The 14,432-nt window shown below is 33.6% G+C and carries 8 protein-coding genes and 1 CRISPR repeat array; of the genes, 2 read left to right on the top strand and 6 right to left on the bottom strand.

Going from position 1 to position 14,432, the window contains the following annotated elements; translation table 11 throughout:
* Nucleotides 1–142: 142 nt before the first annotated feature.
* Together J2Y40_RS22960 and J2Y40_RS22965 are read right to left on the bottom strand one after the other, a co-directional pair.
* On the bottom strand, nt 143–820 hold the full coding sequence (locus J2Y40_RS22960; protein ID WP_153393117.1) for a YceI family protein: 678 nt from the start codon (nt 818–820) through the stop codon (nt 143–145).
* Nucleotides 821–1,026: 206 nt separating this feature from the next.
* On the bottom strand, nt 1,027–1,830 hold the full coding sequence (locus J2Y40_RS22965; protein ID WP_153393120.1) for a GLPGLI family protein: 804 nt from the start codon (nt 1,828–1,830) through the stop codon (nt 1,027–1,029).
* Between the two features lie 189 nt (nt 1,831–2,019).
* Between J2Y40_RS22965 and J2Y40_RS22970 the strand changes: the two genes are divergently transcribed.
* A complete protein-coding gene (locus J2Y40_RS22970; protein WP_310001622.1) occupies nt 2,020–2,145 on the top strand; it encodes a hypothetical protein in 126 nt (41 codons plus the stop codon).
* Between the two features lie 41 nt (nt 2,146–2,186).
* Nucleotides 2,187–6,005: a CRISPR direct-repeat array (repeat unit 47 nt; unit sequence GTTGTGAATTGCTTTCAAAAATTATTATCTTCGTGATTAGTCACAAC).
* Nucleotides 6,006–6,062: 57 nt separating this feature from the next.
* Here the strand turns inward: J2Y40_RS22970 and cas2 are convergent.
* From cas2 to cas9, 4 genes are read right to left on the bottom strand one after another with little or no spacing between them, the layout of a single operon-like run.
* Nucleotides 6,063–6,401 (bottom strand): CRISPR-associated endonuclease Cas2, encoded by a 339-nt coding sequence (gene cas2 / locus J2Y40_RS22975; RefSeq protein ID WP_153393122.1) that lies wholly within the window; start codon nt 6,399–6,401, stop codon nt 6,063–6,065.
* On the bottom strand, nt 6,398–7,291 hold the full coding sequence (gene cas1 / locus J2Y40_RS22980) for a type II CRISPR-associated endonuclease Cas1 (protein ID WP_310001626.1): 894 nt from the start codon (nt 7,289–7,291) through the stop codon (nt 6,398–6,400). The genes cas2 and cas1 overlap by 4 nt, the downstream gene beginning before the upstream one ends.
* Nucleotides 7,288–7,698, bottom strand: a complete 411-nt coding sequence (locus J2Y40_RS22985; protein ID WP_310001628.1) for a PIN domain-containing protein — start codon at nt 7,696–7,698, stop codon at nt 7,288–7,290. Before J2Y40_RS22985 ends, cas1 begins: the two co-directional genes overlap by 4 nt.
* Complete coding sequence (cas9, locus tag J2Y40_RS22990; RefSeq protein ID WP_310001629.1) at nt 7,685–12,088, bottom strand: type II CRISPR RNA-guided endonuclease Cas9; 4,404 nt, start codon at nt 12,086–12,088, stop codon at nt 7,685–7,687. Before cas9 ends, J2Y40_RS22985 begins: the two co-directional genes overlap by 14 nt.
* A 214-nt stretch (nt 12,089–12,302) precedes the next feature.
* Here cas9 and J2Y40_RS22995 point away from each other — a divergent pair, with 214 nt between their 5' ends.
* Nucleotides 12,303–14,426 carry a Tex family protein gene (locus J2Y40_RS22995; protein WP_310001631.1) on the top strand — a complete coding sequence of 708 codons (2,124 nt, stop codon included), beginning with the start codon at nt 12,303–12,305 and terminating at the stop codon, nt 14,424–14,426.
* Nucleotides 14,427–14,432: the final 6 nt, after the last annotated feature.

Here is a 14,432-nt window from a genome sequence, read left to right on the forward strand (position 1 = left end):
CCAGCTTCCAAGCTCTATAAATCAAAAATTCTTATCCCGAACTGAGATTAAATAACAAGGATTTTCCATTCAGAAATATCCGGACAAAAAAAACCGCTTCATTTTTCTGAAGCGGTTCTTTGTTATGTATAATCTGACAAGCTTATTTCTTAGCCTTTACATCCACAGCAATCTCGATATCTTTGCTGATCATCCATTCTGCAGGATCTGCTTCTGAAGTACCGAATTTGATTCCCCAGTCAGCTCTGTTTACAGTGAATTTAGCCTGAACAGCTGCTGTACCTTCAGCTACATCTACTTTAGCAGGGAAAGTTACGTTCATTGTTTTTCCTAATAAAGTAAGGTTTCCGCTTACTGTTTTATTAGCTCCTGCTACGGCATCTTTAGGAGCTTCTTTAAGATCAGCTACGCTTGTGATTTTAAAATCTGAAACCGGATTTTTTTCAACGTTAAAGAAATCTTCATTTTTTAAGTGAGCTACAAGATCTTCAGGTTTTTTATCTTTTTCAGTTACTGAAGCCGGATCAACTTTCAGAGACTTCATATCAATTACGAAGTTTCCTGCGGTAACCTGTCCTCCTTCAACACTTAAATCTCCTGATTTTACATTAAGTGTACCCCAACGTGGAGCAAAACCTCCTTTATGGAAAGCTTTCCAGTTTACGATAGAAGCCACAGTATCCACTGCCAATACTTCTCCTTTGCTTTCTGCAACAGTCTGCTCCTGAGCTGCACCCGGAGTTTCTGCTGATTTTTCTTTATTACATGATGCTGCAAGCAATCCTACTCCTACTAATGCAATTACGCTAAGTTTTTTCATACTATTTAGTTTGTTTAAAAAATTTTCTTTACTTAAAGTTTAAAAATTCAAAATCATCAATTTTGAGATTCCAAAAATAGAAAACCTCATCCTATTATCACCTTAACATACATCAAGAAATAAATTTATTGCTCTGATTTTTCTAATAAGGCAAGTAAAACAGTGAAAACCTTTATCAGATATCTCGATGATTTCAGCTCTATTCTTTATTTATACTCCACTTTATGATTCAGTTCTATCGGGTTATTTTGTGCGCGGATATGTTTCTTCATCATTTCTCTCATCTCTCTTAAATCAGTTTTCACGACATTTCCTGCCTCATCATAGTTGGTAATAGCAGATGGTTTTACGGCAGAAAGCGGATCACTGTAAAAGTCACTCTGAAGCTTTTCATAATCGCTCCACGCAATCATTTTTTCAATTTTTGCAGGATACAGCTCTTTCCAGTTGGAGTTCTTTACCTGAACCAAATTAAACTGAAAATCGGATTTTTCATCATTTATTTTTACAATTAATCCGGGTAGCCCTTTAAAAATATAAGGTCCGTCAGAAATGGCTATATCTGTGGTAAACCATGCTTCCCAGTTTCTTCCTCCATAACTTACTTCAGCTTTCTGACAGTTATAGCTGCCGATCATTTGTTTCTCATCTGAAATTTTCCAGTCAAGCTGATCTGTAATATCAATAGCATATGTTTTATATACTATCGGAACAAAAACATATCTTTTGGTTTCATTAGACGTGAAATTCTTTTTGACATATAGCTGTCTGTTATTAAATTGGGTATCATATCCTTCAGGAGTTCCTCTCTTTACCCTCAATGAATCTGATCTCCTGAACTTGTTGGAACGAAACAGGGACTCCTTTTCCCTTACGTCCAGATAATAGGTAAGTTTTTCAGTTTTGGTGCTGTCTGAGTTCGGTTTGTATCTCAAATCATAAATAAAGCTTGAATTCTGTCCGAAAAGGAACGAAGAAAATAAAATGAGAATGATTAAATGTACTTTCATGGGTTATTATTTAATAGTTTTTATGGTTATCGTTTATAAAGAAACTGACTGCCTGGACAAAAATAATTTCATAATAATAGGCAGTTTGTAAGTGCTACAGGCGGTTTGTTGTAATGATCTTTATCACAATGCGGCTGATCTCACTTCTGTTTCATTAAAAAGTATTTTTTTTGCATCAAAAATAAAGCCATGAAAAAAATTCTATTCCTGTCCCTATCTGCCAGCCTGCTTAATTCCTGCAGTTCCGACATTGACGAGCCGGTAATCATTACAGATCCTGTAAAAGAAATTTCTCAAAAATTATTATCTTCGTGATTAGTCACAGCTAACAAGGGATTATGTTTATAAATTCTGGAGTTGTGAATTGCTTTCAAAAATTATTATCTTCGTGATTAGTCACAGCTTTAAAAAATAAAATGTTAAGTAGAGATAAGTTGTGAATTGCTTTCAAAAATTATTATCTTCGTGATTAGTCACAGCTATTTCCGGAAGTAAAGGGGCAAAGAAGTGTTGTGAATTGCTTTCAAAAATTATTATCTTCGTGATTAGTCACAGCGAATATTCTCACCTCTTTATTTCCTCCTTGGTTGTGAATTGCTTTCAAAAATTATTATCTTCGTGATTAGTCACAGCTCAGATTCCGTGTCATAATTTACTGGAAACGTTGTGAATTGCTTTCAAAAATTATTATCTTCGTGATTAGTCACAGCTAAACCAATTAACGAAACGGCGGAAAGTGTGTTGTGAATTGCTTTCAAAAATTATTATCTTCGTGATTAGTCACAGCATTATTTGTTCTATCTGTATATAGTTTTTCGTTGTGAATTGCTTTCAAAAATTATTATCTTCGTGATTAGTCACAGCACAGAGACGTCAGAAATGACTATTCTATGAGTTGTGAATTGCTTTCAAAAATTATTATCTTCGTGATTAGTCACAACTTAGGTTCAGATATTGGAAATATGTTTTTAGTTGTGAATTGCTTTCAAAAATTATTATCTTCGTGATTAGTCACAACGCTGGCCGATTTTCTTTGTTTCAGTAATTAGTTGTGAATTGCTTTCAAAAATTATTATCTTCGTGATTAGTCACAACAGGTAGAGTTGCTGAGCGTTCTTTCTGCTCGTTGTGAATTGCTTTCAAAAATTATTATCTTCGTGATTAGTCACAACTGTTTTTGAAACTTAAAGATGGTGATTTTGGTTGTGAATTGCTTTCAAAAATTATTATCTTCGTGATTAGTCACAACATTTACGAGCAAATGACATTCAGGGAGGTTGTTGTGAATTGCTTTCAAAAATTATTATCTTCGTGATTAGTCACAACCTCCAACCCATGAAGATTGGAGTGCTTACAGTTGTGAATTGCTTTCAAAAATTATTATCTTCGTGATTAGTCACAACTGTAGATAATCTAGAATGGATAAACAGGCAGTTGTGAATTGCTTTCAAAAATTATTATCTTCGTGATTAGTCACAACCTAAGCCAATCAGTATAAGACATATCTTCCGTTGTGAATTGCTTTCAAAAATTATTATCTTCGTGATTAGTCACAACTTAGGTTCAGATATTGGAAATATGTTTTTAGTTGTGAATTGCTTTCAAAAATTATTATCTTCGTGATTAGTCACAACGCTGGCCGATTTTCTTTGTTTCAGTAATTAGTTGTGAATTGCTTTCAAAAATTATTATCTTCGTGATTAGTCACAACTAAAAGCAAGGTTCTCATGATGCTAATCTTGTTGTGAATTGCTTTCAAAAAATTATTATCTTCGTGATTAGTCACAACTTGTTTATAAAACGGTTGAACATATTGAGGGTTGTGAATTGCTTTCAAAAATTATTATCTTCGTGATTAGTCACAACGGCCCGAAGGATCACCATAATTAAGACGATGTTGTGAATTGCTTTCAAAAATTATTATCTTCGTGATTAGTCACAACAATCCATTTTGACTGTATTTGCTCTACAGTGTTGTGAATTGCTTTCAAAAATTATTATCTTCGTGATTAGTCACAACTGGGCTCAGACATCGGTAATATGTTTTTACGTTGTGAATTGCTTTCAAAAATTATTATCTTCGTGATTAGTCACAACTAGTCTTACCCAAGAGCAAGTTAATAAAACGTTGTGAATTGCTTTCAAAAATTATTATCTTCGTGATTAGTCACAACGATGAACCTGTTTATCGTTATGAAGTGACCGTTGTGAATTGCTTTCAAAAATTATTATCTTCGTGATTAGTCACAACAACTAGCAAGATAAAAGTAGAAACTCCTATGTTGTGAATTGCTTTCAAAAATTATTATCTTCGTGATTAGTCACAACTTGTTGTTGACACATCAGATTGGCAAAACTGTTGTGAATTGCTTTCAAAAATTATTATCTTCGTGATTAGTCACAACTACGACTTCTGTTAACTGACTATACAACGAGTTGTGAATTGCTTTCAAAAATTATTATCTTCGTGATTAGTCACAACAATAAAACAAAACAGGACAAGACATATGTGGTTGTGAATTGCTTTCAAAAATTATTATCTTCGTGATTAGTCACAACATTCATGTACACTTTCTAGTGAGCCTACTAGTTGTGAATTGCTTTCAAAAATTATTATCTTCGTGATTAGTCACAACGCTGCGCTTTACGAAGAGCGAACAAATATCGTTGTGAATTGCTTTCAAAAATTATTATCTTCGTGATTAGTCACAACTTATTACGCTGGCCCTGACAAAGACTTGCGGTTGTGAATTGCTTTCAAAAATTATTATCTTCGTGATTAGTCACAACATAAGTAAATGCATATGGCAATGTTTAAGTGTTGTGAATTGCTTTCAAAAATTATTATCTTCGTGATTAGTCACAACTGTTTTAGATTCATATATTCATGCAACTAGTTGTGAATTGCTTTCAAAAATTATTATCTTCGTGATTAGTCACAACGATAAAGCGGCTATGGAAGAAGCCCAACGTGTTGTGAATTGCTTTCAAAAATTATTATCTTCGTGATTAGTCACAACACTATATCGGCATTGCCATTTATGGCATATGTTGTGAATTGCTTTCAAAAATTATTATCTTCGTGATTAGTCACAACTTACGAAGATTTAAAAACATATCAGAAGGTGTTGTGAATTGCTTTCAAAAATTATTATCTTCGTGATTAGTCACAACGATATAATACCAATAACATAGCCGTGTTCTGTTGTGAATTGCTTTCAAAAATTATTATCTTCGTGATTAGTCACAACGATATAATACCAATAACATAGCCGTGTTCTGTTGTGAATTGCTTTCAAAAATTATTATCTTCGTGATTAGTCACAACCTTGTCCTTTCGGTATTCATTCCACTCTTTGTTGTGAATTGCTTTCAAAAATTATTATCTTCGTGATTAGTCACAACAAACCCTGTTTATTTGTCCCCACATAGGCAGTTGTGAATTGCTTTCAAAAATTATTATCTTCGTGATTAGTCACAACTTAGTCATAATAAATCTATTTTTTGTTTGTGTTGTGAATTGCTTTCAAAAATTATTATCTTCGTGATTAGTCACAACTGTTGCTTCCATATATCTACCACCAGAGTAGTTGTGAATTGCTTTCAAAAATTATTATCTTCGTGATTAGTCACAACTCTATATATATCTTCTGATAAGCAAGAAACGTTGTGAATTGCTTTCAAAAATTATTATCTTCGTGATTAGTCACAACTAACATTCTTAGGATCATTGTACTCAGTCTGTTGTGAATTGCTTTCAAAAATTATTATCTTCGTGATTAGTCACAACCTCTTACGCTAGCTAAACGCATCTCGTTATGTTGTGAATTGCTTTCAAAAATTATTATCTTCGTGATTAGTCACAACCTTTACCTTCATATGCACGTCCCTGAGGAAGTTGTGAATTGCTTTCAAAAATTATTATCTTCGTGATTAGTCACAACTTAGTCATAATAAATCTATTTTTTGTTTGTGTTGTGAATTGCTTTCAAAAATTATTATCTTCGTGATTAGTCACAACTTTTTGAATAATTTCTTAGTAATCTATTGTGTTGTGAATTGCTTTCAAAAATTATTATCTTCGTGATTAGTCACAACCTGCATTTGTTGCTGAATCCTTTCAACTCCGTTGTGAATTGCTTTCAAAAATTATTATCTTCGTGATTAGTCACAACCTCAAAAAACAATCTACTGAAAATCAGTAGATTGTTTTTGTTTTTAGGATTTAAAAATTAGAATAATTCAAGCTGTTGAAAGGTTGGAGGAGGTTCTTCTTTATTTCTGGCAAAGAATATTTCAATATCTCCAAACTGTTTGTCGGTAATGCACATAATAGCTACTTTTCCGGCTTTTGGAAGCATGAACTTTACTCTTTTAATATGGACTTCAGCATTTTCACGACTTGGACAATGCCTTACATACATTGAAAACTGAAATAACGTAAAACCATCATCAAGCAAAGATTTACGAAAGCGGCTAGCGTCTTTCATATTGGCTTTAGTCTCTGTCGGCAAATCATATAATACTAAAACCCACATAATTCGGTAGGCATTAAACCTTTCGGCATTCATATCAGTTCAGGATAAGAGATCAGGCGTTTTTCTCCCGTATAACATTTATACAGTGATGTGGCTGTTGTTTTTACGGCTACCAGCAATGGTCTGGTTTTATCATCTATTTTCACATCTTTAGTTGCAATCTGTAAGACAAAAGCTTTAAATTCTTTCGTTAGTTCTTCCGTTTCTGAATGGATTTCAAGCCATTGCATTACCAATAAATCGATAAAAGGGCGGTAAGGCTCCATCAGATCATCGGCAAGACAGTAAGGATTGTATTTATTTTTATGAAAAACCCCGAGAACAGGAAGCAATCCGGTCTCTACAATCGCTCTTGCCACAATGCTTCTGAGAACCGAATATCCAAAATTGAAAAACTGATTGGGTGAATCTCCAAAACGCTGTCTCAAAAAATCCAGACTGATGAGATACTTCCAGTAATGCTGTGCTGCAATACCTTCCATATTGGTAATATCACCACTTTTTACATTATTTTGGTAATCAATCATTGGTTCGTAATAATTTCCTAACCGTTTTAAAACCTCTTTCTGGTTTTCAATCTTAGATTCTACAGTTTGTTTCCAAAGTTGTTTTTTGAGAGGTTCACTGGCTTCTAATTGATCTTTAATTCGATCAGAATGTTCAGTGTGTCCATAAAGCGGAAGCATAATTCCATGTGGTAAATGATGACCATCACAACTCACCACTACTACATTATTTCCCATCATTTTCTGAATCAATTGATGTGAGATCGTAATCTGGAAGTGATCCAACATCAATAATCCCAAATCTTCCACCGGAACTTTACCCTTCATTTCTTTAGTGGAAGGCTCTAAAATATACATCTGTTCATCTTTAAGTTTAAGATAAGCAGGGTTACCGATGTAGATGGAACGGGTGATCATAAAAAAGGATTTATGATTTTTAATTTTTTATCGACAATCATTCCATTACACATATCTTCTGAAAGTAAAATAGTACAGTCATTAAGTATTGAATCTGAAAGTATAAAAATATCACTCAATCCATAATTATATTTTAGGGTCAAAAAATAGGCATAATTATACATATCGCTATGTTGTGACAGTGGAAATACCAATTCATCAAGTATTTTAATAGTAAGTTTTGTAACTTCTTTCTTATCCTTTTTCCATTTTCTTTCAAGAATTTTTATAAATTCAAAAAGAACTAATTGAGTAACAAATGGTCTTTTAAGCAATATCTCTACCGCCTTATCTTGCTTTTTAATATCCTTATTATCAAAAGCATATAAAAGAACATTTGTATCAATTGCAATATTATCTATATTCATCAAACATTTTTTTAATTTTTTCTTTTGTTAGAATATTTATATCACCTAGTCTATCACAATCAATTTTAAGGCAAACATCTGCAATTTTGGTTCTATCCTCTGACATTGTGACTTGAAGTTTATTCTGGCTTTCCAATTCTCCAATTTTAGTTTTCGCATCGTATTGCTTTATTAGAAAAGCAATATCTTGACGAACGAAGTAACATTCAGTACCTGAAGTTTTTTCAACTTTATAAATTCTTTTAATTTGTTCTTTATTTAAATCATTCAAATTAAAAACTCTTCCTGTAAATTCACCTTCTTCGGGAACATAAACTAAATCATTAGGAGATAAGTGAAATAATAGTTTATGTCCCTTTTTATTTTCTAACGGAACTGAATTCAATCCTTGTTTTTGTCTTTCAATAACTTCATTCAAAGGAATTGTTTCGTAACTTCTTTTTCCGCTTTTATCTTCATAAATTGCAAAAAATAAGTTAGTTCCTTTAGCTGCTTCTACATATTTATTTTTCTTATTACCTGATTGTCCAATTGAAAATCTTCCCGTTCCTTTTTCAAATACCCTTACTTTAAAAATTGGCTGATGAAATATTCCATCATTTAATTCAATAATGTTTTTATTCATCTCCTCTATGGCTTCTGGTGTAAACGCAAGTATTTCCGGAGCGATTTCTTTTCCTTTATCATCTAAAGTTCCTTTATATTTTTTCAAATGTGCTAAAAGTATTTTTTGTATACCAGTATCCGTTATTGAATTGCTAATTTTTTTCTCATCGAAACTTATATCCAACGGTTTTCTAATTGCAGTTAATATCTCTTTACCACTAACTTTTACCCAAGGTAAATTCACTTTTGCATAAACAAATTCTTTATGCATTGGTTTTCTTATCGCCCAATTCGTTCCAGTCTGCTCTACCCTTTCTTTGATTTTCACGCCATCTTTCTCAACATATTTTTCATAATGATTCGTAGCTTTATTAATTACACGAAGATTTTGTTTAAAGCTTACAATGATTTTCTCTAAATTATTTTTAGCTTCAACAGTAAAGTTTTCCCAAGGTTTCAAAAAATGTTTCGGTACTTCCCGTTCTATTCTTTCATTAGTTTGGGGATGATTGTACACTGATTTTTCAAATTTCATCAGTTTCTTTTTCAAATCATATCGTTTCGTGTCTGATTTAGCTGATTGATTGTTGAGTAAATTCACATGATCTTTTGTAGCACAAGCAATAACTAAAGCATCTAAAGCGTGATGGCGATGATCAATTCTTTTCTTTGAAAACCCTTTTGAAAACTCAACCGGAACCGTTGGTAAAAACTTCTGATAATTTTCATTCCAGGTAGTAAAATCAGTTGAATTGGTCAATTGATTCATCCTTTCAAAACGTGGCAATATCAATTCATTCCAAACATCATTCAGACCCCAATCTTGTTTTAATTGTGATGTTATTTTTCCATTTCCGGACACAACATTTTTGGAATTCACCCCTTCATCTGTACCATCTTCCACTCTCACAATGTTGGAAAGAACACCGGAAATATATTTACTGATATGACGAGTATCATTCATCTGGCGTTCAATCATTTTATCTGGAATATCTTCTAAAAGGAGTTTGCTTCTTTTTCCCCTATTATTGGCATAATGCTTTTTTACAAAATCTTCATATTCTCCGGCTTCAAAGACTTTTACACTTCTCCCAAAGCCACATTCAACCATTGTGCCTCCAAACTGTTTAATAAATCCTAAACCAATATAATTATCTTTCAATTTATTAACTGCCGATTCACAGATGATCTTATTGTTAAAACTATCATCAAAATATCTACTTTGTGGAATAATATGTTCAATCTCATATTCCGGGGTAAATAACTTATTTAGTGGAATGATCTGTCCTGTATAAGGTGATTTATACCTCTGTTCCAACCAAAGTTTGTATCTTTTTAAATCAGATGAAGAAGGCTGGGCTGTTTTACTTATTTTCAGAATGTCATCGTCAATTTCTATGTCAGATCTTAAAATTCCATCTTCATAAATCTTCAGAATTTCATGCTGCATTGGAGAATATGGGCGAACATTCTCAACAGAATTATCATTCATCATTTCTGCCAGTAAAGCTTTGATACGAAGATTTGTATTTTCATTCTCCGTTATTCTTTTTGTTGTATCTGCTCTTTCATCTTTTGTCTGTTTCATTTCTCTCCCTAGCTCAATATGAATTTCGCTGAAGAAATCTTTAGCTCCCTTTCCGTATTTCAACCAGATATCTTTTACCACGCGAAGCGTTTCTGTAATTACCTGCTCTACAATAGGGTTACGAAGCGAGTGCTGTTTAAATTCATTTAAGAACTTTTCCAAATCATCAGCAGAATTCCATTTACCAATCATTGATGCCTCTGAATGTCTTCCATAAACAATGTATTGAGCCAACCATAATTGCAGACCTTGAAAATCATTTTCTACCTTAAGATGAGTTGACTTTTCTCTCACTCTATTCTTGATATTTTCATCAAATTCACCGGTAATAATTTTCTGAATCCTGTCTTTTGAATGCTCATTGATATTTTCGTACTCCCAGTATTTACCCAATCTCATCAAAGGCAGCAGTTTCTTAATCGCTTTTTCAGAAAAGGAACCATATTCGCTTTTAAATGGTGGAAATTTTCTGAACACCTCGAGGAAAGAATTTTCATCAAGATTATTTTTCACAGCAAAAGTTTTCAATGCTTTTTCGTATTCAATTTTGTCATTTACAGAATAGATGATATGCCAAATTTTTTGTTCGAATTCTCTTGTCAGAAAATCAATAGAAATATTTTCGACCTTATCCAATCTAGACAAAATCATTGTTCTGGTTTCGTTGCAAGGATATTTTTTATCTTCAACATAATTCCAACGGTATTTTTCGATTTCGGCACTTAATAACTTTCCTTTAAAATCTTTTTGTTCTAAGAGAAATTTAAGTAATGGTTTCTGTTCAATTTCTTTACGGTTATTCAAGAACTCAAATAGATTTTCAAAATCTTCAATTGTATTTAAAAATTCTTTTGTAACATTAGAATCATCATCTTTTTTATAAATATTCAGGTTGAAAATCCATTGCCAGATACGGAATTCCTGATAATACGGATTAGATTTTGGGATAGCTTTTAAAAACTGTGTATGCTCTACTCCATTTTCATCCCTATACTTTCTGAATTCCAAAGTACAATTGGAGATAGACGATTTTTGGCTTCTCAAAGGCCTTTGGTAAAAAATAATATCATCCATAAAAAGATGTACAAATTCCTTTTTACTTAAAGTCAACTGATGTGACTCGTTATTTCGATACAACTCACGCACACAATCATTGTACAAATCATCATTCTGTAATTCATGATGAAATTCTTTCTGTTTTTCTAAAATCTGTTTGAGTTCTTCTTTGTAAAACTTTCTCTCGATGGTACGAACAAGTTTTCCTTTGATCTTCTGTTTCGGGTTTTGAAGAAGAGCTTCGTAAATATATGTTCCAACAGTTTGGTGGGATTTGTCGATTTCTTGTTCAGTCATTGTTTTTATTGCAATCCAATCGTTTTCAGAATCTACAGCTTTAAAGGTTCTCTTTATATCACCATTTTTTAAAATAGATTCCGTAACGATGAATTCTTTCGTACGTCCTATCCAATCTTCAGTTTTTACAATCTGCTTTTCATATTTCCATCCATTTTCAAAATATACATCATAAAGAATTTTTCCTTTAATGTTTTCTCCAGAATCAACAATTCTGTCTACTTTCAATCTGACAAATACTTTGTTCTTCTCGTCTTCAAAATCTTCACCTCGCAATTGATAATATCCACGTTTTTGATTAAAATTCAATAGAATCCAAGCAAGTTCTTCTTTTTGTATTTTATGATAGAGTGCCTTTTTGCGGAGATAATAAATTGTCCAGTCATAAGGAATCTTTTTGTTATTCGCTAGAAGTTGAGGTTGATGATTTTTAAAATCAGTAAGCATTTCTTCAAAAGAATTCTTAAAAATAAACCCATCATTATTGTAAGCCAATTTCGGTTCAGTTTCCTCTTTGAACTTTCCAAATCGTTTTTTAAAATCAATCTGCGAAGCATAATGTTCCGGAAGAAAATTTAAGACGTTTAAAACTCTGTGAAGCCTTTCTCTTCTTAACAAAAATCGTTCACGTAACCTTCTCACTCCCCTATAATCGGTTCTTGCAGCAGTTTGCGAAACAGAATTCCCTTTTCCGAATTCTCCTAAAACATCCTGTGACATTGGGATAATTCGGCTTCCCATCCCAAGAATTTCGCCATACTTATTTTCAAAATTTTGTTTTATCAAAGCCCAGCCAATGGAGTTGGTTCCCAAATCTAATCCAAGTATATTTTTAATCATCATTTTAATTTTTGATACTACATAAAAATAGAAATAAAAAAAACATCCGAATTACGGATTTCCATAATTCTATTAAAGATTTTTTCTTCTATATTTGTATTAATAATTTTGAAAAGCAATTCACAATAAGGATTATTCCGTTGTGAAAACATTCAAGGCGGGGTAACTCGCCTTTTTTCGTTTTAAAATCCTATTTTAGCCATCCGAAAACAGAACAATGACGACCGTAGAATTTATACAGAAGCAGCTCAACATTTCTGAAAAGAGCATCAACAATACTTTACAATTATTAGCAGAAGACTGCACCATTCCTTTTATTTCGCGTTACCGGAAGGATAAAACCGGGAATCTGGATGAAATACAGATTGAACAGATTTCAAAAATCAGTAAACAGTTTGATGAAATTGTAAAGAGAAAGGAATCCATTTTAAAGTCTGTTGAGGAACAGAATGCTTTAACGCCTGAGCTTCGTCAAAGGATTGAAGAGAGCTATGATCTACAGGAGCTGGAAGATTTATACCTGCCTTTCAAAAAACGGAAGAAAACCAAAGCGGATGCGGCTAAAGAAAAAGGATTGGAACCTTTAGCCAAAATCATCATGAGTCAGAAAAACAATGATGTTCTGTTTCTTGCATCAAAATACCTTAATAATGAAGTTCCGTCTGAGGAAGAGGCTCTTCAGGGCGCCAGAGACATCATGGCAGAATGGATTAATGAAAATATGTACGTCCGTAAGAATCTCCGCCGGATCTTTCAGCGTAAGGCTGTAGTAACCTCTAAAGTGGTAAAAACCAAAAAGGATGAGGAAGAAGCGCAAAAGTTTTCCCAGTATTTTGAATGGGAAGAAAACCTTGGCAGAACTCCCTCCCACCGACTTCTGGCCATGTTAAGAGCCGAAGCAGAAGGCTTTGTGAAAACAAACGTCAGCATTGACAAAGAAGAAGCCATCGATTTCATTGAAAAAGCAATCATTAAATCGAATAACGAAAGTTCTGAGCAGATTGCTCTTGCTATAAAAGACAGCTATAAAAGACTTTTAGAACCAGCCATTTCCAATGAGGCCTTACAGGAGGCTAAGGAAAAAGCTGATCAGAAAGCCATTCAGATCTTTTCTGAAAATTTAAGTCAGTTACTTTTAGCACCGCCTTTGGGAGAAAAAAGAATTCTGGCTATTGATCCCGGTTACAGAAGCGGATGTAAAGTCGTTTGTCTGGATGAAAAAGGAGATCTCCTCCACAATGAAACCCTCTACCCTCACGCTCCGCAGAATGAAAGCGGAATGGCCATGAAAAAGATCCGTTCTATGGTGAATGCTTACAACATTGAAGCCATTTCCATCGGAAACGGAACAGCAAGCCGTGAAACAGAGTTCTTTATTAAAAAAATCGCCTTTGACAGGCCGCTGCAGGTTTTTGTAGTTTCGGAAGCCGGAGCATCTGTTTATTCGGCCAGTAAAATTGCAAGGGATGAATTTCCAACCTATGATGTGACGGTGCGTGGCGCTGTTTCCATCGGAAGAAGACTTTCCGATCCTTTGGCAGAACTGGTAAAAATTGATGCAAAATCCATTGGTGTTGGCCAGTATCAGCATGATGTAGACCAAACCCAATTGAAGAGCGAACTGGATTCCACGGTAATGAAATGTGTAAACTCTGTGGGTATTAATTTAAACACAGCCAGCAAATCGCTATTAAGCTATGTTTCCGGAATCGGAGAAAAAATGGCTGAAAATATCGTTACTTACCGCGCTGAAAACGGAGCTTTTGAAGACCGGAAGCAGCTTAAAAAAGTACCAAGACTTGGAGAAAAAGCTTTTCAGCAGGCCGCTGCATTTGTCAGAATATCCAATGCTAAAAACCCTCTGGACAATTCTGCCGTACACCCTGAAGCGTATGGAATTGTAGAAAAAATGGCTAAAGATCTCGGTATTAAAACCAATGAACTGATTGCCAATAAAGAAAAAATTGCTTTGGTAAAACCTGAAAACTATATTACCGGAGAAATCGGAATTTTAAGTATTAAAGACATCCTGAAAGAGCTTGAAAAACCAGGACTGGATCCACGAAAAGCAGCTAAGGTTTTTGAGTTTGATCCAAATGTAAAAAGCATTAAAGATTTAAAAACAGGAATGATCCTTCCGGGGATCGTCAACAATATTACAGCATTCGGATGTTTTGTAGACCTTGGAATCAAAGAAAGCGGACTGGTTCATATCTCCCAGCTGAAAGACGGCTTTGTATCTGATGTAAACGAAGTGGTGAAACTTCACCAGCATGTAAAGGTAAAAGTAACGGAAGTGGATGAAGCGAGAAAAAGAGTTCAGTTAAGCATGATTTTGTAGTTTTTA

Origin of the sequence: Chryseobacterium sp. 2987 (genome assembly GCF_031456375.1) — a bacterium.
GTDB classification, from domain to species: Bacteria; Bacteroidota; Bacteroidia; order Flavobacteriales; family Weeksellaceae; genus Chryseobacterium; species Chryseobacterium vaccae.